Source organism: Herbidospora cretacea (assembly GCF_001570605.1).
GTDB lineage: Bacteria > Actinomycetota > Actinomycetes > Streptosporangiales > Streptosporangiaceae > Herbidospora > Herbidospora cretacea.
On sequence record NZ_BBXG01000010.1, the window covers coordinates 47,314 to 71,326 of the forward strand.

Consider the following 24,013-nt stretch of genomic DNA (forward strand, 5'->3'; position numbering starts at 1 on the left):
ACGGGCCTCTGGGAGACTGCGGTTCAGGAGGTGGTCGCGTGGAGACCGTTGGGGTCGCCGGGCTCGGCACGATGGGGGCGGGCATCGCCGAGGTCTTCGCCCGCGCGGGTCTGCGGGTCATCGGGGTGGAGGCCGACGAGGCGGCGCTGGCGCGCGGGCGCGGTCACCTGGAGGGCTCGACCGGCAGGGCGGTCGCCCGGGGCAAGCTGTCGCCCGGGGAGCGGGAGGCGATCCTCGGGCGGGTCACCCTGTCGGCCGACCGGGCGGCCTTCGCCGAGGCCGACCTGGTCGTCGAGGCGATCCCCGAGCTCATGGAGCTCAAGCTCCCGCTGTTCGCCGACCTCGACCGGATCTGCAAGCCGGAGGCGATCCTCGCGACCAACACCTCCTCGCTGCCGGTCACCGAGATCGCGCTGCGCACCGGCCGGCCGGAGCGGGTCGTGGGGATGCACTTCTTCAACCCCGCGCCGGTCATGCGGCTCGTCGAGGTCGTCGGCACGGCCCGCAGCACCGTCACCGGAGAGGTCGCCGACCTCGCCCGCCGGATCGGCAAGCGCCCGGTGGTCGTCGGCGACCGGCCGGGGTTCGTGGTCAACCGCCTCCTGCTGGGCTACCTCAACCACGCCTGCCAGTTGCTCGATCAGAAAGCGGCGAGCAAGGAGGCGATCGACACCGCGATGGTCGTCCAGGCCGGGCTCCCGATGGGACCCTTCGCCCTGCTCGACCTCATCGGGCTCGACACCGCCCTGGAGATCTGCGGCGTCCTCCACCGGGACGGCGGCGACCCGCGCCACGAACCGGCGAAGATCCTCACCGAGCTCGTCGGCAGGGGCCGGCTGGGCCGCAAGTCCGGCGGCGGCTTCCACGACGGCGAGCCGGAAGCGGAGGAGGGCTTCGACGCCATGGTCCTGCTGCGGCCCTACCTGGTGGACGCCATCGACATGTTCACCAGCGGCTACGCCTCCCAGGACGACATCGACGAGGCCATGAAGCTGGGCTGCGGCTACCGTTCGGGGCCCTTCGAGACCATCGCCGCACTCCGGATGCGGTCGCTGGACAGTTTTCCCGAGCTGGAAGAATAGGACGTATGAGCCCCCGCCGTGCCCGCCGAGCCGACGAGACCCCCAAAGGGCCGATCCGCCCCGCGGGGATCGACCGCGTCGAGGAGGCGGCCGACGGCGACTGGGTGGTCCGCACGGTCACCGGCGGCTCCGCCGACCGGCCCTACCGCTGCCCGGGATGTGACCAGGCGATCCGTCCGGGCATGCCCCACATCGTGAGCTGGCCCCACTGGGCCGGCGGCGAGGAGGAGCGCCGCCACTGGCACACCGCCTGCTGGCGCAACCGCCTCAACCGCGGCCCCGGCCGCACCCGCTACTGAAGAGGAGACGACCACAGTGGAGATCCGGGCGTCGACGGTGCTTCCCGCCCGCCGCACCGACATCGAGCTGTACACCGCCGACGAGCTGACCCTGGTCGGCGAGGTGGCGGTGCCCGAGAACACGCCCCCCGTCGCCACCCTCGTCTGCCTCCACCCGCTGCCGACCCACGGCGGCATGATGGACAGCCACGTGCTGCGCAAGGCGTCGTTCCGGCTGCCCGCGCTGGCCGACGTCGCGGTGCTGCGCTTCAACACCCGGGGCACCTCCTCCGAGCGCGGCGCCTCCCAGGGCGAGTTCGAAGACGGCGTGGGGGAGCGGCTCGACGTCGCCGCCGCGCTGGAGTACGCCGAGTTCCACGACCTGCCCCGGCCGTGGCTGGTCGGGTGGTCGTTCGGCACCGAGCTCGCGCTGCGGTGGGGGCGTGACCCGCTGGTCGAGGGCGCGATCCTGCTGTCGCCGCCGCTCAGGCGGGCCACCGACGCCGACCTCGACGCCTGGGCCGACTTCGGCAGGCCGCTGGTCGCGCTGGTGCCCGAGTTCGACGACTACCTGCGCCCCGCCGAGGCGGCCGAACGCTTCAAGCGGGTGCCGCAGGCCGAGGTCGTCGGGGTCGAGGGCGCCAAGCACCTGTGGGTGGGGGAGCCCTACGTCCGGATCGTGCTCGACCACATCGTCCAGCGGGTGAACCCGTCGGCGGCGCCGCTGCCGACGACGATCCCGGCTTGATGCCGCGCCTGACAACCGGTGGTGACCCGGCGACAGACCGGGCTACGGTTGCGGGGTGAAGTTGCATACGCGCACGACCGGAACCGGCCCCCCGCTCGTGCTGCTGCACGGCTTCCCGCTGTCGTCGGCGATGTGGCTGGCCCAGCGGGAGGGCCTGTCGGGCGACCACCAGGTCATCACCCCTGACCTGCGCGGGTTCGGCGGTTCGCGGCTCGGCGACGACGAGCCCTCGATCGACGCGATGGCCGACGACGTGGCCGAGCTCCTCGACACGCTGAGTCTCGACAAGGCGGTCGTCGGCGGCCTGTCGATGGGCGGCTACGTCACGATGGCGCTGGCCCGCCGCCACCCGTCGCGCCTTTCCGGGGTGATCCTGGCCGACACGAAGGCGTCGCCCGACACCCCCGAGGCGGCGGCGAACCGCGAGGCCGTCGCGCGGCGGGTGCTCGACGGGGGAGACCTCCTCGACTCCGTCCCCAACCTGCTCGGCGCCACCTCGCTGGAGCGGCGCGGCATGGTCGTCGGCCGGGTGCGCGGCCTGGTCGGCGCGGCCCCGGCCCAGGCGTCGGCCTGGGCGCAGCGCGCGATGGCGGCCCGGCCCGACTCGTTCGACACCCTGCGCGCGCTGAGCGTGCCCGCGCTCGTCATCGTGGGCGACGAGGACAAGGTCACCCCGGTCGCCGACGCCGAGGCGATGGCGAAGGCGCTGCCCGACGGCAGGCTGGTGGTGATCGGCCGGGCGGGTCACCTGTCGGCGATCGAGACCCCGGAGACCTTCAACCGCACGGTCTCGGCGTTCCTCAAGGAGCTCTGAGCTCCAGCACCATGACGTCGGCGCGCATCGTGTCGGGGGCCGGACGGCAGGTGCCCGCCACTTTCCAGCCCCAATGTTCATAAATGTCGTGTGCGGCCGCCTCGGGAAGCGACAGTAATGTCGCATAAGGCTCATTCCGTCGCTTGAGCAATTCGGCGAGCAGACGTCTGCCGATTCCCCGGCCGCGATATTCGGCGCGCAGATTGAGTTCGATAACGGCGTATTTGGACGATTCGACGATCTCCGGCGGCCCGGGGGTCGTCTCGCCGCCCCACCAGCGGCCCGGCGGCATCGACAGGCCGAAGGCGAACCCCGCCAGGGTGGCGCCGTCTTCGACCGCGACGACCTCGAAGCCGGGCCGGTCGAGCTGGCCGCGGGTGCGTTCGCGGTAGCGGTCGGGGTGGTAGAGGGGGCCCGAGTCGTAGGGCGGTTCGGCCCGGATGAGGGTGTAGACGGCGGTGAAGTCGTCGTTGACGACGGCGGCCGCGTCGGGACCGGTCAGGTGGGTGAAGGTGACGTTCACAGGATGCCTCCGCGTAAGCCGGCCAACCGGTCGCGGAAGGAGCGGACTGCCTCGTGTCCGGCGGGCGCCTGATCCGCGACCATAGCCGCCAGTTGCCCCACAAAACAGGAGTATCCGGTGGATTGTGTCGCGGCCAGCGCTTTCTCGGCGAGGGCGAGCCCGTCTTCGACCTGTCCGGCGCGCACGACCGTCATCGCCTCGTGCAGCCTGATCTGGGCGACCGGGCGGACCGTGCCGGGAGGATAGGCGGCGATGGCCTCCGCCTGGGCGGCGGCGGTGCCGGGGTGTCCGGCCAGCGTGTAGACGAGCGAGCGGCTGTGCAGCAGGCGGGTGACCGGCCAGCCCTCGGCCGACGCGGCGTCGCGGGTGATCTCGTCGGGCAGCCGGTCGAAGACCCTGGCCTGCTCGTCGAGGTCGGCGTAGGCCGCCGGGAGGTCGCCCAGCAGCACGCGCGCGTGGGCCCGCGCGCCCAGTGCCCGCGCCCGCGCGATGGAGGGCCGGTCGCTCGCCAGGGCCTCGTCGGTCCGGGACAGCACCAGGCTGAGCGGCCTCCGTTCGTACAGGGCCTGAATGGCCTCCTGCGCGGAGACGAACGCGCGCATGTCGGCGCCCGCGTCGGCGGAGGCGCGGCGGGCGGCGGCCCACCAGCGGCGCGACTCGTGTTCGCGCCCGGCCCCGGCGAGGGCGTAGGCGAGCAGATAGAGCAGGCGGACGCGCACCCGGGCCCACGGCCGGAGGTCTCCCGTCACGTGGGGCAGCGCCGTCTCCAGGGCGAGGATGTCGGCCGAGAGCCGGCCGACCCCGTCGGTGGCGGGATGGGCGCCGACGCCGTGGGAGTGCTCCCAGGCCACCTCCTTCCAGAAGGCGAGGTCGGGGCCGCCCAGTCTGCGTTCGACCAGCATCCGGATGCGTTCCAGCCCGTCGGCCCCCGGAAGGGCTCCGGATGCGCTCCCCAGCACGATCCCGATCAGGCCGAGAGCCTCGCGTCGTTCCGTCGGACCCACCTCCACGTCGTGCAGCCTGATCAACTCTCCACAGGCTCCCAGGGCGGCGTCCAGCGCCGCGACCACCTGAGGACTCGGGATGTTCTTCCCGAATTCGAGGGCGGAGATGTAACTGGGAGAGCAGTTGGACCGGCGGGCGAGGCCCCGGATGGAGAGATCGCCTCTCAGGCGGCGAAGCGCCTCTCCGAATGACTCCATAGTGCGCACAGCTCCCTGCCGTCAGGGGGGAACGCTGTCCTGCATTCGACGGGACACGACTGGACAGCCGATGAATGGACGCTGACTCCGAGTGTAGGGATGCTTACGCTCAGGAATCTGGCAAGCGGCGGAATGTAATTCTCGAGGTAAATGTCGTAAAAGAGAGCTCCGATCGGGCGGGCGGTATGCGCACATGGCACTCGAAGTCGCGACGCGATACGAACTGCTCCCCGCTCATCCGAGATCGGCCGCGCTCGCGCGTGACCGCGTCCGCGCGCTGCTCGCCGCCTGGGGTCTCGGCGATTTGGCGGGCGCGGCCGAACTGGTCACCGCGGAGCTGATCTCCAACGCGGTGAAGGTGAGCGAACCCGAAGGGCACGTCGCCCTGGGCGTCTACCGGGTGGCGGCGCAGGTGGTCATCGAGGTCTGGGACGCCGAACGCGAGCCGCCCCGGCCCATGGACCCCGGCCCCGACGACATCGGCGGCCGGGGGCTGATGCTCGTGGCCGTGCTGACCCGGAGGTGGGGTTTCCGCCGGCCGGTCACGGGCGGCAAGGTGGTCTGGGCCGTGGTCGACGCGCCGATGTGAGATCGGTCGCATTCGCGCCGGAAAAGTGACGCGGCCTCATGTCCGGCGGAAAAAAGAACGGCCGGCGCCTCCCTCAACGCCGGCCGCACTTGTCTTCCTCCCTCAAGGACCGGCGCCACCGGTCTGAAGACGTATCAACGATGGCGTGAATTCCTTGTGGATTGCGCGAATTGTGGTGGCCGGTACCGGTCAGTGACCGGAATCTGCCAAGGTTGTCCCATGTGGGAAGCCATTGGCTTGAGCTCCCTCGAAGAGCGTCTCTACCGGCTCCTCCTGCGTGACCCCAAGATCACGCCGGATGAGGCGGCGCGCCGCCTGGAATCCTCGCCGGACGCCGTCGAGGCCGCCTCGTCGCGTCTCCAGGAGACCGGCCTCATGGAGTCAGACCCGCTCTACGGGTTCCGGCCCGCCGACCCCCGGATGGCCATCGGCTCGGCGATCCGACGCCGCCGGGCCGAGCTCGACCGGCTCGCCGCCGAGGCCGAGGAACTGGCGACCGACTTCCAGGAGGGCCTGCTGCGGGCCGACCCGGGGCGGGTCATCGAGGTCGTCGAGGGCGCCGCGGCGGCCGGGCGCAAGGTGGCCGAACTGCTCGCGGGGGCGCAGGAGGAGATCCTCGCCATCGACACCCCGCCCTACGCCACCAGCGGCACCTCCATCGAGGCCGAGTCGTCCGCGCTGGCGCGCGGCGTCCGGGTCAGGGCGCTCTACTCCTCGCTGGTGCTCGACATCCCCAAGAAGCTCGACGAGATCCGCCAGGTCACCGCGCTGGGCGAGCAGGCCCGGGTGCTGGCCGAGGTGCCGATCAAACTCATCCTGGTCGACCGGTCCACCGCGCTGCTCCCCCTCACCGACCGGGAGGAAGGGGTCCGGTTCACCTCGGTCGTGGTCGGACGCAGCGCCCTCACCAACGCCCTCGTCGCCCTGTTCGAGACCCTGTGGCAGGAGGCCTCCCCCGTGTGGGGCAACGGGACGGGCGCGATCGACGGGGTCGACCAGCAGATCCTCGAACTGCTCGCCGTCGGCATGAAGGACGAGGCGATCCTCCGCCAGCTCGGCATGTCCGAGCGCACCCTCCGCCGCCGCATCGCGACCCTCCTCAGCCGCCTGGGCGCGACCGGCCGCTTCCAGGCCGGGGTCCAGGCGGCCCGCAAGGGCTGGATCTAGACGTATCTCCGCGCACGGCCGAAAGCTCTTTTCTCCGTTACGGCTCCGCCTACCACGGCCCCGCCCGCCGCTCCCGCCCCGCACCGCAACCGGCGCCAACCGCCCGCTCCCGCCTCCCCCGCGACGCCGGGGGGAGCGCGAGGGGGCGCAAGCCCTTTCGCACCGGGGGTTCGGGGGGTCGTCCCCCCGTGTGAAGCAAAAGCAGAGCCCGGCGGGGAAACCCCGCCGGGCTCTGCTTTATGTCCGTTCGCCCCGAGACCGATCCCTAGTGGCTACTCCTGCCACCACTCCGCGTCGTCGTCGGCCTTGGCCGCGACCGGCTCGGGCGCCGGCTTCGGCGCGGGCTTGTGCTCCACCGGGGGTGCCGCCGACAGGGCGGGCTTGACCGGCGCGGCCACGACGGGCGCGGGCTCCGGCTCCATGCCCGGGAGGGCGGCGCCGCCGAGGAGCTGGCGGAGCTGGGCGAGGTGGCTGGTGATGCTGTCGCGCTGGCGGGTCAGCTCGTCGACCTGGCGCTGCATCGAGCTGCGGGTGCGCTCGGCCTCGTTCTTCGCGTCGGTCGTGATCGACTCGGCGCTCGTCTTGGCCTCGGCGACCAGCTGGTCGGCGTTCTTGCGGGCGTTGGCGAGCAGCTGCTTGGCGTGGGTGTCGGCCTCGCGCCGGGTCTGCTCGGCCTGCTGGGTGGCCTTGGTGGCGCGCTGCTCGGCGGTGGCCGCCCGCTGCTCGGCCTCGGCGACCAGCTTCTGGGTGTTGGCCTGCGCGGTGGCGTGGCGCTCGGCTTCCTGGCGCTCGGCGTCCTCGCGGCGGCTGGCGAGCTGGATCTCGAACTCGGCCTCGTCCTGGGCGCGCTTGGCCTCGGACTCCTCCAGGACCCGCTGGGCCTGGGCGCGCATCTCGTCGGCCTGGCGCTTGGCGGTCGTCAGGATCTCGTCGCGCTCGCGCTTGGTGCTGGCGCGGAGCTGGGCGACCTCACGCTCGGTGGTGGTGCGCAGCTTGGCGATCTCACGCTCGGCGTCGGCCCGCTTCTCGGCGACCTCGTGGTCGGCCGTGGCGCGCTGCTTGGCGACCTCGCGCTCGGTCGTGTTGGTCAGCTCGTCGGCCTCACGCTTGGCCGTGCCCCGGATCTCCTCGGCGTCGCGCTCGGCGGCCGTCCGCATCTCGTCGGCCTCGCGAGTGGCGAGGGCGCGCTTCTCGGCGGCCTCGTTCTCAGCGGCGGCCCGAGTGTCGGCGGCGTCGACCTTGGCGGCCGCCTTGATCTCGTTGGCCTCCGACCGTGCGGCCTGCACCAGCTCGGTGGCCTGCTCTTCCGCGAGACGAAGGAGCTGCTCGATCCGGGCGCCGAGGCCCGAATACGTCGGACGCTCCTGCTCCTGGAGCTGACGCTGCGAGTCGGACAAATCACGCTGAAGTGATCCGACCTGCTCACGCGCCTGCCGCAAATCAGTGTCGAGCTGCTTCAAGTGGTCGTGGACCTGGTGGCGGTCATAGCCACGGAGCACCACGTCGAATTCCCGAGAGGGAGCGTCTTCGAAGAAATTGTTCAGCTGGGCATCGATGTCGGACTGCATGAGGCTCGATCCTGGGTTGTCGAGACGGCTACACGGGCCGGACGGGGGGTTTCGGACATCCGAGGCGAGGAGCCCAATAGGGTGGGATCCACGTCCGGTGGAAGGCCAGCGTACTCCGAGCGTGCGCCGTTGGAGGCCTCCACGGACTTTCTGCGCGACTTGTTACGTATGAACCTTTCTTACGTTCCATTACGCCCTCGGAGCCTCGACCAGCTCTGTCAGCACTCCTCCCACATCCTTGGGGTGGAGAAACGCGATAGAGGCACCCATAGAGCCGTGACGTGGGCGTTCATCAATCAGTCTGACGCCTTTTGCGGCGATTTCTGCCATGGACTTGGTGACGTCTTCCACTCCGTAACCGATGTGGTGTACGCCCTCGCCTCGTTTGGCCAGGAACTTGCCGACGGCCGTCTCCGGGCTCAGCGGTTCGAGCAGCTGCACGTAGCTCGTTCCACCCTCGCCGTCGGCCACGTGCAGCATGGCCTCGCGGACCCCCTGCGCCTCGTTGACCTCGCGGCTGACGACGACGAGACCGAAGGTCGACTCGTAGAACTCGATCTTCTCTTCCAGGTTGTGGCACGCGATGCCCACGTGGTCGATGCGCAGAAACATGCTGGGGCCCTCCTTGACTGTGCGTTCAAGACTGCTGGGTATGGTGACACCGTCGCCCCCATATCGCGTAGGAGGCCCTCCAATGTCCGGTTCCGTCATCGTCGCCGGAGCTCGCACGCCCATCGGCCGCTTGCTCGGCGCCCTGTCAGGTCTGTCCGCCGTCGAGCTCGGCGGTGTCGCCATCAAGGCCGCCCTCGACCGGGCCGGCGTCGCCCCTGCCGACGTACAGTACGTGATCATGGGGCAGGTCCTCCAGGCCGGCGCGGGTCAGTTGCCCTCACGCCAGGCGGCCGTTAGGGGTGGCATTCCCATGTCGGTGCCGTCCTTGACGATCAACAAGGTGTGCCTGTCGGGCCTCGACGCCATCGCGCTCGCCGACCAGCTCATCCGGGCCGGGGAATTTGACATCGTCGTCGCCGGCGGCATGGAATCGATGTCCAACGCGCCGCACCTCCTGCCGGGTCTGCGCAAGGGCGTCAAATACGGCTCGGCCGAGATCCTCGACTCGATGGCGTTCGACGGGCTGACCGACGCCTACGACCAGATCGCCATGGGCGAGTCGACCGAGCGCCACAACGCCCGCCTCAAGATCTCGCGCGAGGACCAGGACGCCTACGCCGCCCGTTCCCACCAGCTCGCCGCCGCCGCCGTCAAGAACGGCGTGTTCGACGACGAGATCGTGGCCGTTGACGACGTCACCACCGACGAGGGCGTCCGCCCCGACACCACGGCCGAGAAGCTGGCCCGGCTGCGCCCCGCCTTCACCAAGGACGGCACCATCACCGCCGGTTCGTCGTCGCAGATCTCCGACGGCGCGTGCGCGGTCGTCGTCATGTCGAAGGCCAGGGCCGAGGAGCTGGGCCTGAGCTGGCTGGCCGAGATCGGCGCCCACGGCAACGTCGCGGGCCCCGACAACTCGCTGCAGTCGCAGCCCGCCAACGCCATCGCCCAGGCGCTCGGCAAGCAGGGACTGTCGGCCGCCGACCTCGACCTGGTCGAGATCAACGAGGCGTTCGCGCAGGTCGTGCTCCAGTCGGCCAAGGAGCTGGACATCTCCCTCGACAAGGTGAACGTCAACGGCGGCGGCATCGCCCTCGGTCACCCGATCGGCGCGTCGGGCGCCCGGATCGTGCTGGCGCTCGCCCACGAGCTGCGCCGCCGGGGCGGCGGGCGCGGCGCGGCGGGCCTGTGCGGCGGCGGCGGGCAGGGCGACGCCCTGATCATCAGCGTTCCCGCGTGAGAGAGCTCGCCGACCGGGCGCGCGCCGGCGACACCCGTGCCGTCGCGCGCCTCATCTCCCTGGTCGAGAGCGGGTCGGACGCGCAGCTCCGCGAGGCCGCGGCGCTGCTGAGGGCACCGGGTCGCGCCCGCGTGATCGGCCTGACCGGCTCGCCGGGCGTCGGCAAGTCGACCTCGACGGCGGCCCTGGTCAAGGCGCTGCGGGCGCGGGGCGAGCGGGTGGGCGTGCTGGCCGTCGACCCGTCGTCGCCGTTCACCGGCGGCGCGCTGCTCGGCGACCGGGTGCGCATGCAGGACCACGCGCTCGACGACGGCGTCTACATCCGGTCGATGGCCACCCGGGGCCACCTCGGCGGGCTGTCGTGGGCGGTGCCCCAGGCGCTGCGCGTCCTGGACGCGGCCGCCTTCGACGTCGTGCTCGTCGAGACCGTCGGGGTCGGCCAGGCCGAGGTGGACGTCCGCGACCTCGCCGACACCACCGTCGTGCTGCTGGCCCCCGGCATGGGCGACGGGGTGCAGGCCGCCAAGGCGGGCATCCTGGAGATCGCCGACGTGTTCGTCGTGAACAAGGCCGACCGCGACGGGGCCCAGTCGACCGTGCGCGACCTGCGCAGCATGATCGCGCTGGGCGGCGCGGCGTGGCGGCCCCCGGTGGTGCCGACGGTGGCCGTCCGCGACGAGGGGATCGGCGACCTGCTGAAGGCGCTCGACGACCACGCCCGTCATCTGGACGTAACGGGGGAGGGCAGGTCCCGGCGTCTCGCCCGGGCCCGCGACGAGATCCAGGCCGTCGCCCTGCGCGCGCTGCGTCACAGATTCGGTCATCCGGCCCGTGACCTGCGGCTAGACCGTCTCGCTCAACACGTCTTGGACGGACTTGCCGACCCTTATACTGCGGCTGACGATCTGATCGCCGACCTGTGACCGACTTCGGCGTTTCCCAGTCGAAGTTCACCCCCGATTAACTTGGTGTGCCTACGGTGCCAGCCATGAAGTGGAAGCAAGTGGTCAATACGACCCTTGAGGGCGTAACCGGGTATTCGATCCAGCGCCAGAAGTTGCCCTCGCGGCCGGCTCCGCCGCCGAAGCCGATGACCCCCGCGCTGCCGGCGCGTCTTGAGGGCGATGTGGCCCGGCCCCCGGCCGATCTTGAGTCTGACCGGCTGCTGCGCGCGCCGGTGTTCATCCTCTCGCCGCCCCGGTCGGGGTCGACCTTGCTGCGGGCGATGATGAACAGCCACTCCCAGTTGCACTCGCCTATTGAGACCCACTTCCGCCGTATATCCACCAATTTGAACACCGAGCCGGTGCGCCAGGCGGTCGTGGCGCTCGGCCACAACCAGAGCGACGTCGAACACCTGCTGTGGGACCGGCTGCTGCACCGCGAGCTCATCCGCTCGGGCAAGCCGACGCTGGTGGAGAAGACCCCGAGCAACGTGTTCGCCTGGAAGCGCCTGTCGGTCTGCTGGCCCGACGCGCGGTTCGTCTTCCTGCTCCGCCACCCGCTCTCGATCGCCCGCTCGTGGCACGAGGCCGACCCGGTCAAGCGGCCGATGCACGAAGCGGTGCGCCACACCTTCCAGTACATGAAGTACCTGGAGGAGGCGCGCCACCGCCTGCCGGGCCACGAGATCAGCTACGAGAAGCTGACCACCGACCCCGAGAACGAACTGCGCGCGCTGTGCGCCACCCTGCGCATCCCGTTCGAGGAGGCGATGCTCGACTACGGCCGCCACAACAAGCCGACCGACTTCACCAAGGGCATCGGCGACTGGCGCGACAAGATCCAGACCGGGAAGGTCCAGCCCGGCCGCGCCCTCCCCGCCCCCGAGGAGGTCCCGGAGATGCTCCGGGACGTCGCCGAGAAGTGGGGCTACATCTAGGGCTCGGCCCCGTAGTTCACCGTGACGTTGGTGAAGCCGAGCGCCTTCATCATGCCCTCGATGGCCGACTTGGTGTTCTGGTCGGCGCGGTTGCGCAGGTCGCTGGCGGTCGCCGCTTCGGTGATCTTCTTCTCGGCCAGCAGATAGAGCTCGTTCTGGCTGGGCGGGTTCGACGACAGGAAGTCCTGGGCGCGGTCGATGAGGCCGCGCTCCTGGGCGTAGACGTAGGAGCGGCTGTTGTCGAGGCTGGGCTTCTCCAACTCGGCGTGCGGGAGGGTCACCGTCACCGACTTGCGGTCTTCCGAGACGGTGATGGCGTCGCCGGTGAGGCCGCCGAACTCGACGTAGGCGTCGACCGTGCCGGCGCCGACGAACAGGGTGCGGCTGCCCTTGATGGCGTCGGGCAGGTACGCCGCGTCCTTCTCCAGGTCGACGATGACCTGGAAGTTCCCGGTCGCGGCCTGGTAGCGGCTCATGTTCTGGATCGACTGGAGCAGCGCGGGCTGGCTGCGGTCGATGGACTGTTCCCCGAAGGGGTCGAGCCACGTCCAGGCCAGCCGGCCGCCCACCACGAGGAGGAGCGCGGCGAACAGCAGCCCGGCGAGCCAGCGCCAGGCGCGGCGGGGGCCACGCCTCACGGGGGCAGGCTGCGAGAGCGGTGCGCGAGTCTGTCCGGTCACGGTGTCACATCTTCCCGCAAACCCCGCCGTTTCACCTCGCTTGCGGGCCAGACATGACGGTAGGACTCGGAACCGGATGGGTGTACGCCGACGCGCCGAAGTGGGCCGCCTGCAACCGGCAGTTGGCGAAGTCGGCGTAGTACATGCGCAGCCACTCGCGGCGCTGCTGTTCGGTCAGCACCGCGAACCAGGCCGACGCGGTCTGGTGTTCGGGGTAGTCGCCCGGCGGCAGCGGCTCGCCGCGCAGCCAGGCCAGCACGATCTCGCGGTAGCCCGCGCCGCGCTGCGCGGGACACGGATGGGACAGACGCTCGACGAACTCGCGCGCGGCCCGGTCGGCGTAGCCGGCGCCGAGGTCGTCGACATGGATGGGGACCACACCGCTCCCCAGCGTCCCGTCGGTCTTGCGTGAGTGCTGTTCGACCCGGTTGAACGCGGCCGGGGTGCCGCTCAGCCGGGCGGCGATGCCGGTGAAGGCGGTGCCGAGTTCGGGCAGGCCCTCCTTCATGCCGGGGTGGACGCACACCGTGATCGGCCAGTCCTGGCACGAGTAGGCCACCTGACCCGGATGGGTGCGGTGGTCGGCGACCAGCCGGGCGACCCCGACCCCGGCGGCGAGCACCGACAGCATCGCGGCGGCCAGCGCCAGCGAATGGCGGGTCACCGCGGCCATCCAGCCCATGAGCAGCGCCAGGCTGAGACCCAGCAGCCACAGGGTCTGGTCGATGAACGCGGTGGCGCTCAGCCCCTCGAACAGGTCGTAGGGCTCCCGGGTCCCGGGGGCCAGGCGGTCGGCCCAGGTCGTGCGGCCGGAGATCCAGGCGAAGACCGCGTAGACGGTGAAGCCGGCCAGCATCGGGGTGATCGGATAGGGCACCAGCCAGCCGATGAGCCAGCCGAGGACGACGTACAGCACCAGGCCCGCCGCCCCCATGGCCAGGCCGCTGGGCAGCAGCCGGCCCGCCTGCTCGTCGGTGACCGCCCGCAGCGACAGCACCAGCATGGTCGCGCCGAATGAGCCGACCACGACCGCGAGGATCGCCAGCGGCGCCTTCAGCACCCGCCAGCCCTCGGGACGGTTCTTCACGCGGCGCTTGCGCACCGCCACCCAGGCCGCGAACGCGCACGCCACCGGCCCGGTCAGCCGGACCGAGCCGATCACCGCCAGCACGATGTTGTCCCAGGCCATCACGCCGGGGATGAGCACCGTCCAGGCCGTCACCAGACCGAGGGCGAGCAGCACGGTGACCGTCACGACCGCGCTCTGCTTCAGCTCCTCGCGTGACACGCCCCTGTGCTCACGCCCCATGTAGGACCCCCCGTCCGAACCCCGATAACCATAACGGAGCGTAATGTTTGGGGGGTGCTTCTTCAGGTCAAGGACTGAGTTTGGTCACGGTGCGTGAAGTCCCAAACCGGACTATCCCCGCGCTACGGTAGGCGCGTGCCCCTCAACCTGCCGTTCGACCCCATCGAGCGCGCCGCCGAGACGTGGCGGGAGCGGTTCGGTCCGTCGTCCGCCATGGCCGCGGTCACCTCGATCATGAGAGCCCACCAGATCCTGATCGCGCAACTGGACGCGCTGCTCAAGCCCTATGACTTGACCTTCGCCCGCTACGAGGCACTCGTCCTGCTGACCTTCAGCCGGACCGGTTCCCTGCCGCTGTCCAAGATCGGGGAGCGGCTCATGGTCCACCCGACGAGCGTGACCAACACCGTCGACCGCTTGGAGAAGGCCGGCCTGGTCAGGCGCATGCGCAACCCCCACGACGGGCGCGGCGTCCTCGCCGAGATCACCGAGGCCGGGCGCGCGGCCGTCAGGGGAGCCACCGCCGACCTGATGGGGGCCGACTTCGGTCTCGGCATGTACGACGACACCGCCCTCAAGGAGATGTTCGACAACCTGCGGACCCTGCGGGTCTCGGCCGGCGACTTCCACCCCGACGGCGAAGGACCCGCCTCGCGGTAGCGAGACGGGCCCCGTGGTCGTCCGATCGGGCTAGTGGCCCACGGCCTTGAGCGCGTTCACGATGCCGGAACCGTAGAAGCCGTTCCGGAAGGTGTTGCCCTCGCAGGTGTGCGACGCGGTGACGGTGGCACCGGCCGGCGTGATGCGGGTGTAGTTGTACACGCCGCCGGGCGGGCACGGCGTCTTGACCGCGGTCGCCTTGAGGCGGGCCTCCACCTGGTCGGGGTCGAGGCCGAAGCCGCCGCCCCAGGTCGGGCGGCCGTACTTGCTGACGATCAGGGCGGCGACGCCCGCCGCGCGCGGCGAGGCCATCGAGGTGCCCTGGAGGTACTGGTAGTAGGCGCAGGTCGTGCCCTTGCAGTCCTTCACCACGTACTCGACGGTCGGGTCGCCGTTCTCGTCGATCTCCCCGTTGGCGCGGGCCAGCGACTCGGGGTAGGCCGACAGGGTCGCCCGGGTGATGTCACGGGTGTTGCCGGGCGTGTCGTAGACGTCGCCGCCGGGGGCCGCGACGTCGATGTACCCGTTGCCGTAGCTGGAGTAGTACGACTTGCGCTTGCTGATGCCCGTCGAGGAGACGGAGATCACGTGCTCGCCCTCGCCCGGAAGCGAGATGCAGCTCGGCGGGATGGTCCGGTCGTAGGCCACCTCGCCCGGCTCGCTGGCGAAGTCGGGGCTGCCCGAGTCGACGTTGGTCTTGGTGTAGTCGATCGCCTCGTTGCCGGCCGCGCCCACCAGGGTGACGCCCTTGCGGTGCGCGTAGTTCAGCGCCCGCTGGGTGGCCTTGATGATGGTCGCCTGCTCCGCGCGGGCGGCGGGGGAGTCGGCCGGGTTGTCGACGCAGTTGAAGAGCCACGGGTCGATGTAGTAGCTCATGTTGACGACGTCGACGCCGATGTCGCCGGCGTAGGTGAGCGCGTCGACCGAGGGCTGCAGGAAGAAGTAGCCCGAGTCCTGGCCGGCCCGGATGTTGACGATCGTCACGTTCGGGGCCACGCCCGCGATGCCCAGCTTGTTCAGCGGCGAGGCGATCGACGAGGCGACGTGGGTGCCGTGACCGTCCTCGTCGACGTTGGCCGGGTCGCTGCACGACTGGTCCGGCTCGTCCTCACACGGACCGTCGATCACGTCGCCGTTGGCGTCGACCGGGACGTCGGTGGTGAAGTTGCGGCTCAGCCGGTTGCTGAAGTTCGGGGCGATGTCGGGGTGGGTGCCGTCGACGCCGGTGTCGAGGATGCCGACGAGGACCCGCTTGTCGCCGGTCTCGTACTTGTGCGCCTCGTTGGCCTTCATCTGGTCGAGGTCCCACTGGGCCTCGTCGAGCGGCTCGGCGGAGGGCTTCTTGCCCCACTTTATGCCGAGCGGGCCCTGCCCGTGGCCGCGGCCGTCCTTCTCGACGGCGCGGGACTCGACGGCCTTCTTGAGCGCGGCCTTGGCGCGCGCGTTGACCGCGGGGGCATGGCCGATCGCCCGGTTGTGGGCGACCCCCTCGATCAGCGGGCTCGCCGTGACGGCCGTCGCGAAAGCGGCGTTGCCGCTGGTCACCGTGGCGACGCCGACGGCGGTGTTGACCTTGACGATGGAGCCGCCGGCCGCCTGGACGGCCTTCTGGGCCTGGGCGGGATCGGCGCCTTCCTTGTAAAGGACGACGTACTCACTAGTGGTGTCGGCCGCGACGGCTGGGGCCTGAGCCTGCGCCGTCGCTGCGGGCGCCGCCAGCGCCGCTGCGGCTAACACCACGGCGGACGCGATGACGATGCTGCGCTTCACTGCCACCTCCCTGTAGGCAGATTGGGACGACGCTCATATTTGGTGATTGACGGGCTGTGTCATAGCCCTGTTGAAATTCGCTACCAAGGTGTGACATTGCGGTGTTGATCTCTCCAACTGTGGCGATAACTAGTAGGACGTCCTAGTATCTGGGCGGGAGGTCACATGGACGAGATCAACTCCGGCCGGGCACGCTGGCAGGCCAGGTTCGACGCCGCGCCGAAACGCGACCGCGAGTTCCGCACCCTGTCGGGGCTGCCGGTCGACCCGGTCTACGGGCCCACCGCGCCTGATCCGAGGTTCGGGCGCATCGGCTGGCCGGGGGAGTTCCCCTTCACCCGGGGCCTCCACCCGACCGGCTACCGGGGGCGGCCCTGGACCATCCGCCAGTTCGCCGGCTTCGGCAACGCCAGGCAGACCAATGAGCGTTACAAGATGATCCTCGGCGCGGGCGGCGGCGGCCTGTCGGTCGCCTTCGACATGCCGACCCTGATGGGCCGCGACTCCGACGACGCCCGCTCGCTCGGCGAGGTCGGCCACTGCGGCGTCGCGATCGACAGCGCCCTCGACATGGACCTGCTCTTCGACGGCATCCCGCTGGGCGAGGTGACGACGTCGATGACCATCAGCGGCCCGGCGGTGCCGATCTTCTGCATGTACGTGGTGGCGGCCGAACGCCAGGGCGTCCCGGCCCGCGCCCTCAACGGGACCCTGCAGACCGACATCTTCAAGGAGTACATCGCGCAGAAGGAGTGGCTGTTCGCCCCCGAGCCCCACCTGCGCCTCATCGGCGACCTGATGGAGTACTGCGCCGCCGAGATCCCCGCCTACAAGCCGCTGTCGGTCTCCGGCTACCACATCCGCGAGGCCGGTTCCACGGCGGCGCAGGAGCTCGCCTTCACCCTCGCCGACGGGTTCGGCTACGTGGAGCTGGGCCTGTCGCGGGGGCTCGACGTCGACGTGTTCGCCCCCGGCCTGTCGTTCTTCTTCGACGCCCACGTCGACTTCTTCGAGGAGATCGCCAAGTTCCGGGCCGCCCGCCGCATCTGGGCGCGCTGGATGCGCGACGTCTACGGCGCCAAGACCGACAAGGCCCAGTGGCTGCGCTTCCACACCCAGACCGCCGGGGTGTCGCTGACCGCGCAGCAGCCCGACAACAACATCGTCCGGACCGCCATCGAGGCCTTGGCCGCCGTGCTCGGGGGGACGCAGTCGCTCCACACCAACGCCCTCGACGAGGTGCTGGCCCTCCCGTCGGCCAAGGCGGCCGAGATCGCGCTGCGCACCCAGCAGGTGATCATGGAGGAGACCGAGGTCGTCAACGTGGCCGACCCGCTCGGCGGCTCCTGGTACGTCGAGGCGCTGACCGACCGCCTGGAGGAGGAGGCCGAGGCGATCTTCGCGAAGATCCGCCGGATGGGGCCCGACGGGACCATGACCGGGGGCATCCTGCGGGGGATCGAGGACGGGTGGTTCATGTCGGAGATCGCCGAGGCGGCCTTCGACTACCAGCGCAAGCTCGAGAAAGGCGAGAAGAAGATCGTCGGGGTCAACTGCCACACCGCCACCACCGAGGAGCCGCTGGAGATCCTGCGGATCAGCCACGAGGTGGAGAAGGAGCAGAACCGGGTGCTCGCCGCCCGGCGGTCCTCCCGTGACCAGGCGGCGGTCGACGCCTCCCTGCGCGAGCTCGTCGAGGTGGCGCGGGGGACCGGGAACATGGTGCCGCCGATGATCGAGTGCGCCCGGCGCGAGGCCACGCTCGGCGAGATCTGCGACGTCCTGCGGGACGAGTGGGGGACCTACACCGAACCGCCCCGCTTCTAGTCGTCGCGGCGGGGACTCCAGCGGCCCTGGGCGCCATGGCAGGCGGGCGCCCGGGGCGGCGGGAGGAGGCCGGGGCAGGCGGAGCCGTAACGGAAAGAAAGAATCCCGGGTTGATCGGGGTGGGGAGTGGGGGCCCTCGCCGATACGGCAGGATTGGGCTTATGGCAGCGGACTTTTCTCGACCAGGATCGCTCTATGGGGCCATCGATCTCGGCGCCCGTAAGCAGGCCCTCGACGCGCAGGCCCGGCGGGAGGCCGCCGCGCAGAACCCGGCCGCCCCCGGAGCGGCGCCGGAGATCATCGACGCGAACGCCGCGACGTTCACGGCCGAGGTCGTGGAACGCTCGATGGGGGTGCCGATCGTCGTCGAGGCGACGGTGCCGCGCGCCGCGCAGGTGCAGGAGTTCAGCCGCGCGCTGGAGCAGCTCGCCGCCGAGGCCAAGGGCGCCTGGCTGCTGGCCCGGGTCGACGTCGAGGCCAACCCCGAACTGGCCCAGGCGCTGCGGATGCGCGCCATCCCCACCGTCTACCTGGCCTTCCAGGGGCAGCTCATGCCGCTGTTCGAGGGCCCGCTGTCCGAGCCGCAGCTCCGCCAGGCCATCGCCCAGGTCTTCGAGCAGCTCGGCGTCGCGCTGCCGCCGCCCGGTGAGGGCGACGAGGAGACCCCGCAGGAACCGGCCGTCGACCCCGACCTGCTGGCCGCCGACATGGCCATCGAAGACGGCGACCTCGACGCCGCCGCCCAGGCCTTCCAGCGGCTGCTCGCCCGCCAGCCCGGCAACGAAGAGGCCAAGATCGGCCTGGCCGGGGTCGGCCTGCTCAGCCGCACCCTCGACCTCGACCCCTCCGACGTGCTGGCCCGCGCCGCCCAGTCGCCCGCCGACGTCGCCCTCCAGACCCAGGCCGCCGACGTCGAACTCCTCGGCGGTCAGGTCGACGAGGCCTTCAACCGGCTCATCGCGCTGATCCGCAAGACCGCCGGAGACGACCGCGACAAGGCCCGCGTCCATCTCCTCAGCCTGTTCGAGACCCTGCCCGCCGACGACCCCGCGGTGGCCAAGGCACGACGAGGGCTCGCCTCGGCGCTCTTCTGATCCGGGCATATCACCTGCTGGATGGTGGCACGATTGGACCCACACCCAATGCGCAAAGGAGCGGGTTGACGTGGCTACCGTGCCCAGCGTGTCCTATTCGATCACCGTCCGTCTGGAAGTGCCCGCGGGGGGCAAGGCGGTGAGCCAGCTCACCCACGCGGTCGAGAACGCCGGGGGCATCGTCACCGCCCTCGACGTGACCAACGCCGGACACGAGAAGCTGCGCATCGACGTCACCTGCGCCGCGCGCGACACCGACCACGCCCAGGCGATCGTCGACCGCCTGGGCGAGGTCGAGGGCGTGGCCATCCACAAGGTCTCCGACCGGACCTTCCTGATGCACCTCGGCGGCAAGATCGAGATGAAGTCGAAGGTCCCGCTCCGGAACCGCGACGACCTCTCGATGGCCTACACCCCCGGCGTGGCCCGCGTCTCGATGGCGATCGCCCGCAACCCCGAAGACGCCCGCCGCCTGACCATCAAGCGCAACTCGGTCGCCGTCGTGACCGACGGCTCGGCCGTCCTGGGCCTGGGCAACATTGGCCCCGCCGCCGCGCTGCCCGTGATGGAGGGCAAGGCCGCCCTCTTCAAGCGGTTCGCCGGCATCGACGCCTGGCCCATCTGCCTCGACACCCAGGACGCCGACCAGATCGTCGAGATCGTCCGGGCCATCTCGCCCGGCTTCGGCGGCATCAACCTGGAGGACATCTCGGCGCCCCGCTGCTTCGAGATCGAGCGCCGTCTGCGCGAACTCGTCGACATCCCCGTCTTCCACGACGACCAGCACGGCACCGCGATCGTCGTGCTGGCCGCGCTGACCAACGCGCTGCGCGTCGTCCGCAAGGAACTGTCCGACGTCCGCATCACGCTGGCCGGCGCCGGCGCGGCCGGGACGGCGGTCCTGCGCCTGCTGCTCGCCGCCGGGGCGCGGAACGTCATCGTGTGCGACTACCTGGGCGCGGTCCACCTGGGCCGCGACGACCTCGACGACTCGCTGCGCTGGATCGCCGAGCACACCAACGCCGACGGCTACTGCGAAGACCTGCGCGGCGCGGTCAAGGGCGCCGACGTCTTCATCGGCGTGTCCGCGCCGGGCATCCTCAACGGCGACGACATCGCGACGATGAACTCCGACGCGGTGGTCTTCGCCCTGGCCAACCCCGAGCCCGAGGTGTCACCCGACGACGCCCGCGAGCACGCCGCCGTCGTGGCGACCGGCCGGTCCGACTACCCCAACCAGATCAACAACGTGCTGGCCTTCCCGGGGGTGTTCCGGGGGCTGCTCGACGCCCAGGCCAACGGGGTGACCCAGGAGATGCTCCTGGCCGCGGCCCATGCCCTGGCGGCGGTCGTCTCGCCGGAGGAGCTCGGCCCGAACTACATCGTGCCCAGCGTCTTCCACCCTGACGTGGCGGGTGCCGTCGCGGCGGCGGTCCGTGAGTCGGCGGGCGGCAAGGCCAGAGGCTTCACCGAGGCCTGATCCTCTGTACGTGACGGGGGCGGTGCCGCGCGAAGCCCGGCACCGCGACCGATCACGGGATTCGGCTCGGTCCGGTTGTCCGGGCCGAGCCGCTTCGGTTTTCTCCCGGCACGTTGACGCGCGTGCCATGGCCGTGGTTCGTTCTAGCGGCGGGTCATCGGGAACGTGTGGCGGGGCCACACGCGGGCGAGCCACCACAAGACGCCGCCCATGATGACCAGGCCGCCCGCCGTGGCGACCTTGCCCCACAGGTCGGCGGGCGGGCCGGTGAAGGGGAGCGTGTCCGCGTCGTGAAGGCGGTCGCGGTTCCACCAGCCGATGCCCTCGGCCTCGCCCCAACCCTCTGCCGGCCCGTGGCCGGGGCCGTGGTCCTCCTCGCGGTCCCACCAGTTGCGGCCGTTGCCGTCGCCCCACCAGCCGCCGCCGTGGTCTCCGTGGTGGTCGCGGTAGTGGTCGCCGTGGCGGTGGTGGTCGTTGTCCCACCAGCCGCGCTCCTCGCGGTCCCACCAACCTCCGCCGTGGTCCCCATGGTGGTCGCCGTGATGGTCGTGGTGGTGCCAGCCGTCGCCGTGGTGGCCTTCCCTGTGCTCGTGGCGACCGCTGAGGACCTCGCCCCACCTGCCGAAGTCGAAGATGCCGCGGTGCTCGCCCTTCTCCTGGTGGTCGGAGTGGTTCTGGCCCCATTTGCCGAAGTCGAACAGGCCCCCGCGCTCGCCCTGTTCCTCTTGGTGGCCGGGCTGGTTCTGGCCCCATTTGCCGAAGTCGAACAGGCCCCCGCGCTCGCCCTGCTCCTCCTGGCGGTCAGGCTGGTTCTGGCTCCACCTGCTGGGATCGAACAGGCCCCCGCGTTCGCCCTGTTCCTCTTGCCGGCCGGACTGGTTCTGATCCCCCTTGCCGGAGTCGAACAGGCCGCCGCGCTCGCCCTGCTCCTCCTGGCGGTCAGGCTGGTTCTGGCTCCACCTGCCGAAGTCGAAGATGCCGTGGTGGACGTCTTCGGCGCCCTCGTCGTTCTTCTTCTGGAGGCTCGCCGTCCGGGTGGACGCCTCGCAGGCGTCGATCCAGCGTTCGGAGACCTGCTCCGCGCCGCCGAAGACCTTGAGACGGGCGCTGCGGGTGATCCGGACCGACTCCTGCGTGGTCATGCTCGCCTCGGCGCGGCCCCGGGCCATGACGTCGCCGTCGCGGTAGAGGGTGTACTCGTGGGGGGCGGCCCCCTGGTTGACGATGGTGACCGTCACGTCGCCGGAGGCACAGTCGATCTTCCCGTATCTCACCTGGAGCGGAGGCGGGGCCGCGAGCGCCTCCGCGGGCAGCAGCAGCGCCGCCGCCATCGGTGTGGCCAGCAGGGCGAACGCCCTGCGTGCCGTCGTCCTGTGTCCCACGGGTCCCCCTCCACCAAGATCCTTCTGGTACGGAGAGTTCCCATGTCCCTCGATTTCGTAACACAGAGTAACGGGGTGGGGTGACGTGCGCGAATCGGCCTTCCTGTCGCATCATGGAGGGTATGGCGGAGTCGATCTACGTCGGTGGGCTACTTGTGGCGACGCCACTGCTCGACGACCCGAACTTCCGGCGTAGTGTCGTGCTCGTCCTGGAGCACGACGAAGACGGCGGCACGCTCGGCGTGGTGATCAACAGACCGAGCGACATCAGCGTCACCTCTGTCCTCCCCACCTGGGATCCCCTGGTGACCGGTCCGTCGGTGCTGTTCGAGGGCGGCCCCGTCCAGACCGACAGCGCCCTGGCTCTGGCCGTCGTCATGAGCGGCGCCGAACCCCTCGGCTGGCGCCGCCTCCACACGGGACGGCGGGGCGTCAGCCGCCTCGGCACCGTCGACCTCGACGCGCCCCCGGAGATCCTGGCGGGGGAGATATCCCAGATGCGGATCTTCGCCGGGTACGCGGGCTGGACCCAGGGACAGCTGTCGGGCGAGATCGCCCAGGGAGCCTGGTACATCGTGGACTCGGAACCGGGAGACACCTTCCACCCGAACCCGGGCTCCCTGTGGCGCACGGTGCTCCGCCGCCAACCGGGCGAACTGGCCTTCGTGGCCAGCTATCCCGACGACCCGTCCCAGAACTGACGCGCCGCCCCGGCGGCGATCAGGTGGGCCAGAACCACTGCGGTGACGCCCACACCTGATTGGCGCCCTCGTAGCAGCTGTACTGCACCGCCTCGCCGAAGTCCGCGGTGCTGTAGTTGAGGATCTCCAGGCACTTGAGGCTGTGCTGGTTGCGCAGCATCATCCTGTTGTTCGGCTGGCCGGGGCCGACCGTGACCTGGACGAGCTCCCATTTCTGGTTGGCTCCGCCGTGGCAGGTGAACTGCGTGACGGTCGCGAAGTCGGCGGTGCTCCAGCCCAGGACGTCCAGGCACTTCCCGCTGTGGACGTTGACCAGCGTCTGCCACCCTCCACCGGCCGCCACGATGTTCCACTTCTGGTTGTTCCCCGCATGGCATGTGTACTGGCCGACGGCGGCGAGGTCGGCCAGGCTCGAATAGGCCACTTCAAGGCACTTGGCGCTGTGCAGGTTGCCGAAGGTGAACGACGTGGCGGCCCGGGCGGGCAGGGCGGGGATCAGCAGCAGGGCGGCGGCGGCAAGCACAGCCAGGGCGCGTTTCGACGGACGCATCTTCTGCCTTTCGACGTGACCGGCATGACGTCTTCAGGTGCATAGGAAGAGCCGTACGCGTGGATTATCAGCCGGTCCCCGCCTGTTTTCCATGGCCGCGTCAGCTTCCGGACACGGCGATGTGCCGCGAGGGGCGCGAGCCCCTTCGCGGCCCGGGTCACCCGTCCCAGCCTGGCGCCATCACCTCGTCGACCAGGGCGAAGGTCTCCTCCAGGCGTTGGGTCATGCCGTCGAGGTCGCTCAGTTCCTCCAGGGTGCAGTTCTCGAAGCCGACCCTGATCGTGCTCGTGAAGGTCGCCGTCACGAACTGGCTGCGCAGGTCGTCGACGCCGCGCCGGCGGGCCACCTCTTCTAAGATCCGCTGTTCGTTGGCCATCATCAGGCGCATCTGGCCCGCGAAGATCATCGGGCTGGCCTCGACCACCTGACGGGCCTTGATGAAACGCTGCCGGTCCTCCGGCTCGCCCTCCCGCAGCAGGGCCACCGCGCCCCGCATGGCCTGGGCGAGGGCCGCAAACGGGGACTCGGATGCGGGACGGACGTGGAGCTCCGATAGAAATACGTCCTGGGCGTCGGCGGCGGGTGCCAGCGCCACTTCCTCCTTTGAACCGAAGTAGCGGAAGAACGTGCGGGGCGACACGTCGACCGCCGCTGCGATCTGGTCGATCGTCGTCGCCTCGTAACCCTGCGCCAGGAACAGGTCGAGGGCGGCGTCGATGAGCGCGACGCGCGTCTTGGCCTTCTTGCGCTCACGCAGACCCATCGCTGTCACCTCCTCGAAACATGTCGTTCACCAGCTGCCGTTTGTCAGGGTATGTCGGATAAAACAGTTTGTCATCTGTCATGGGCTGACAT

The 24,013-nt window shown here is 70.5% G+C and carries 24 protein-coding genes; 14 read left to right on the plus strand and 10 right to left on the minus strand.

Translation table 11 applies throughout. The features are described 5' to 3' along the window. Window positions 1–38 precede the first annotated feature (38 nt). Genes AW270_RS21170 through AW270_RS21185 form a run of 4 tightly spaced genes read left to right on the plus strand, consistent with a single transcriptional unit; the run spans window position 39 to window position 2,922 of the window. On the plus strand, window positions 39–1,082 hold the full coding sequence (locus AW270_RS21170) for a 3-hydroxyacyl-CoA dehydrogenase (RefSeq protein WP_061296864.1): 1,044 nt from the start codon (window positions 39–41) through the stop codon (window positions 1,080–1,082). A 5-nt stretch (window positions 1,083–1,087) separates the two neighbouring features. Next, a complete protein-coding gene (locus AW270_RS21175) occupies window positions 1,088–1,381 on the plus strand; it encodes an Rv1322 family protein (RefSeq protein WP_061296865.1) in 294 nt (97 codons plus the stop codon). Between the two features lie 16 nt (window positions 1,382–1,397). Beyond that, complete coding sequence (locus tag AW270_RS21180; protein ID WP_061296866.1) at window positions 1,398–2,108, plus strand: alpha/beta hydrolase; 711 nt, start codon at window positions 1,398–1,400, stop codon at window positions 2,106–2,108. A 55-nt stretch (window positions 2,109–2,163) separates the two neighbouring features. After that, window positions 2,164–2,922 carry an alpha/beta fold hydrolase gene (locus AW270_RS21185; protein WP_061296867.1) on the plus strand — a complete coding sequence of 253 codons (759 nt, stop codon included), beginning with the start codon at window positions 2,164–2,166 and terminating at the stop codon, window positions 2,920–2,922. Here the strand turns inward: AW270_RS21185 and AW270_RS39665 are convergent. Beyond that, complete coding sequence (locus AW270_RS39665) at window positions 2,909–3,445, minus strand: GNAT family N-acetyltransferase (protein ID WP_061296868.1); 537 nt, start codon at window positions 3,443–3,445, stop codon at window positions 2,909–2,911. The genes AW270_RS21185 and AW270_RS39665 overlap by 14 nt on opposite strands. Then, a complete protein-coding gene (locus AW270_RS21195; protein ID WP_061296869.1) occupies window positions 3,442–4,647 on the minus strand; it encodes a helix-turn-helix domain-containing protein in 1,206 nt (401 codons plus the stop codon). Before AW270_RS21195 ends, AW270_RS39665 begins: the two co-directional genes overlap by 4 nt. Window positions 4,648–4,840: 193 nt before the next feature. On the opposite strand from AW270_RS21195, the gene AW270_RS21200 reads away from it, so the two are divergent. Beyond that, entirely contained in the window at window positions 4,841–5,236 is a 396-nt protein-coding gene (locus tag AW270_RS21200) for an ATP-binding protein (protein WP_061296870.1), read from the plus strand. Window positions 5,237–5,455: 219 nt separating this feature from the next. After that, entirely contained in the window at window positions 5,456–6,403 is a 948-nt protein-coding gene (locus tag AW270_RS21205) for a LuxR C-terminal-related transcriptional regulator (RefSeq protein WP_063819288.1), read from the plus strand. 272 nt (window positions 6,404–6,675) lie between these two features. On the opposite strand, the gene AW270_RS21210 is transcribed toward AW270_RS21205, so the two are convergent. After that, the gene (locus AW270_RS21210) at window positions 6,676–7,971 is read right to left on the minus strand and encodes a DivIVA domain-containing protein (protein WP_061296872.1); all 1,296 of its coding nucleotides are present in this window, start codon (window positions 7,969–7,971) and stop codon (window positions 6,676–6,678) included. 189 nt (window positions 7,972–8,160) lie between these two features. Then, entirely contained in the window at window positions 8,161–8,583 is a 423-nt protein-coding gene (gene mce, locus AW270_RS21215; protein ID WP_061296873.1) for a methylmalonyl-CoA epimerase, read from the minus strand. A gap of 82 nt (window positions 8,584–8,665) precedes the next feature. On the opposite strand from mce, the gene AW270_RS21220 reads away from it, so the two are divergent. The 3 genes from AW270_RS21220 (at window position 8,666) to AW270_RS21230 (ending at window position 11,705) form a co-directional block, all read left to right on the plus strand. Further along, window positions 8,666–9,823: an acetyl-CoA C-acetyltransferase gene (locus tag AW270_RS21220; RefSeq protein ID WP_061296874.1), complete on the plus strand. Its 1,158-nt coding sequence runs from the start codon at window positions 8,666–8,668 to the stop codon at window positions 9,821–9,823. After that, window positions 9,820–10,746, plus strand: coding sequence for a methylmalonyl Co-A mutase-associated GTPase MeaB (gene meaB, locus AW270_RS21225; protein ID WP_157522345.1), 927 nt, complete (start codon window positions 9,820–9,822; stop codon window positions 10,744–10,746). The genes AW270_RS21220 and meaB overlap by 4 nt, the downstream gene beginning before the upstream one ends. 65 nt (window positions 10,747–10,811) lie before the next feature. Continuing rightward, window positions 10,812–11,705 carry a sulfotransferase family protein gene (locus tag AW270_RS21230; protein ID WP_061296876.1) on the plus strand — a complete coding sequence of 298 codons (894 nt, stop codon included), beginning with the start codon at window positions 10,812–10,814 and terminating at the stop codon, window positions 11,703–11,705. Here AW270_RS21230 and AW270_RS21235 read toward each other — a convergent pair. Next, window positions 11,702–12,343, minus strand: coding sequence for a DUF4230 domain-containing protein (locus tag AW270_RS21235; protein WP_061296877.1), 642 nt, complete (start codon window positions 12,341–12,343; stop codon window positions 11,702–11,704). The genes AW270_RS21230 and AW270_RS21235 overlap by 4 nt on opposite strands. Before the next feature lie 73 nt (window positions 12,344–12,416). Continuing rightward, window positions 12,417–13,694 carry a hypothetical protein gene (locus tag AW270_RS21240; protein ID WP_157522348.1) on the minus strand — a complete coding sequence of 426 codons (1,278 nt, stop codon included), beginning with the start codon at window positions 13,692–13,694 and terminating at the stop codon, window positions 12,417–12,419. Between the two features lie 135 nt (window positions 13,695–13,829). Here AW270_RS21240 and AW270_RS21245 point away from each other — a divergent pair, with 135 nt between their 5' ends. Further along, on the plus strand, window positions 13,830–14,354 hold the full coding sequence (locus AW270_RS21245; protein WP_061296879.1) for a MarR family winged helix-turn-helix transcriptional regulator: 525 nt from the start codon (window positions 13,830–13,832) through the stop codon (window positions 14,352–14,354). A gap of 30 nt (window positions 14,355–14,384) precedes the next feature. Here AW270_RS21245 and AW270_RS21250 read toward each other — a convergent pair whose 3' ends face one another. Then, a complete protein-coding gene (locus tag AW270_RS21250; protein ID WP_061296880.1) occupies window positions 14,385–16,124 on the minus strand; it encodes a S8 family serine peptidase in 1,740 nt (579 codons plus the stop codon). Window positions 16,125–16,289: 165 nt separating this feature from the next. Between AW270_RS21250 and icmA the strand changes: the two genes are divergently transcribed. The 3 genes from icmA (at window position 16,290) to AW270_RS21265 (ending at window position 20,525) form a co-directional block, all read left to right on the plus strand. Continuing rightward, complete coding sequence (gene icmA, locus AW270_RS21255) at window positions 16,290–17,951, plus strand: coenzyme B12-dependent isobutyryl-CoA mutase large subunit (protein ID WP_061296881.1); 1,662 nt, start codon at window positions 16,290–16,292, stop codon at window positions 17,949–17,951. Between the two features lie 161 nt (window positions 17,952–18,112). Continuing rightward, entirely contained in the window at window positions 18,113–19,045 is a 933-nt protein-coding gene (locus AW270_RS21260) for a tetratricopeptide repeat protein (RefSeq protein WP_061296882.1), read from the plus strand. Between the two features lie 70 nt (window positions 19,046–19,115). After that, complete coding sequence (locus AW270_RS21265) at window positions 19,116–20,525, plus strand: NAD-dependent malic enzyme (protein ID WP_061296883.1); 1,410 nt, start codon at window positions 19,116–19,118, stop codon at window positions 20,523–20,525. Between the two features lie 143 nt (window positions 20,526–20,668). Here AW270_RS21265 and AW270_RS21270 read toward each other — a convergent pair whose 3' ends face one another. Then, a complete protein-coding gene (locus tag AW270_RS21270) occupies window positions 20,669–21,907 on the minus strand; it encodes a hypothetical protein (RefSeq protein WP_157522351.1) in 1,239 nt (412 codons plus the stop codon). A gap of 122 nt (window positions 21,908–22,029) precedes the next feature. On the opposite strand from AW270_RS21270, the gene AW270_RS21275 reads away from it, so the two are divergent. Next, window positions 22,030–22,608 carry a YqgE/AlgH family protein gene (locus AW270_RS21275; RefSeq protein ID WP_061296885.1) on the plus strand — a complete coding sequence of 193 codons (579 nt, stop codon included), beginning with the start codon at window positions 22,030–22,032 and terminating at the stop codon, window positions 22,606–22,608. Window positions 22,609–22,627: 19 nt separating this feature from the next. Here AW270_RS21275 and AW270_RS21280 read toward each other — a convergent pair whose 3' ends face one another. Together AW270_RS21280 and AW270_RS21285 are read right to left on the minus strand one after the other, a co-directional pair. Continuing rightward, entirely contained in the window at window positions 22,628–23,158 is a 531-nt protein-coding gene (locus AW270_RS21280) for an RICIN domain-containing protein (RefSeq protein WP_061296886.1), read from the minus strand. Window positions 23,159–23,315: 157 nt separating this feature from the next. Next, window positions 23,316–23,921, minus strand: coding sequence for a TetR/AcrR family transcriptional regulator (locus AW270_RS21285; protein ID WP_061296887.1), 606 nt, complete (start codon window positions 23,919–23,921; stop codon window positions 23,316–23,318). Window positions 23,922–24,013 lie beyond the last annotated feature (92 nt).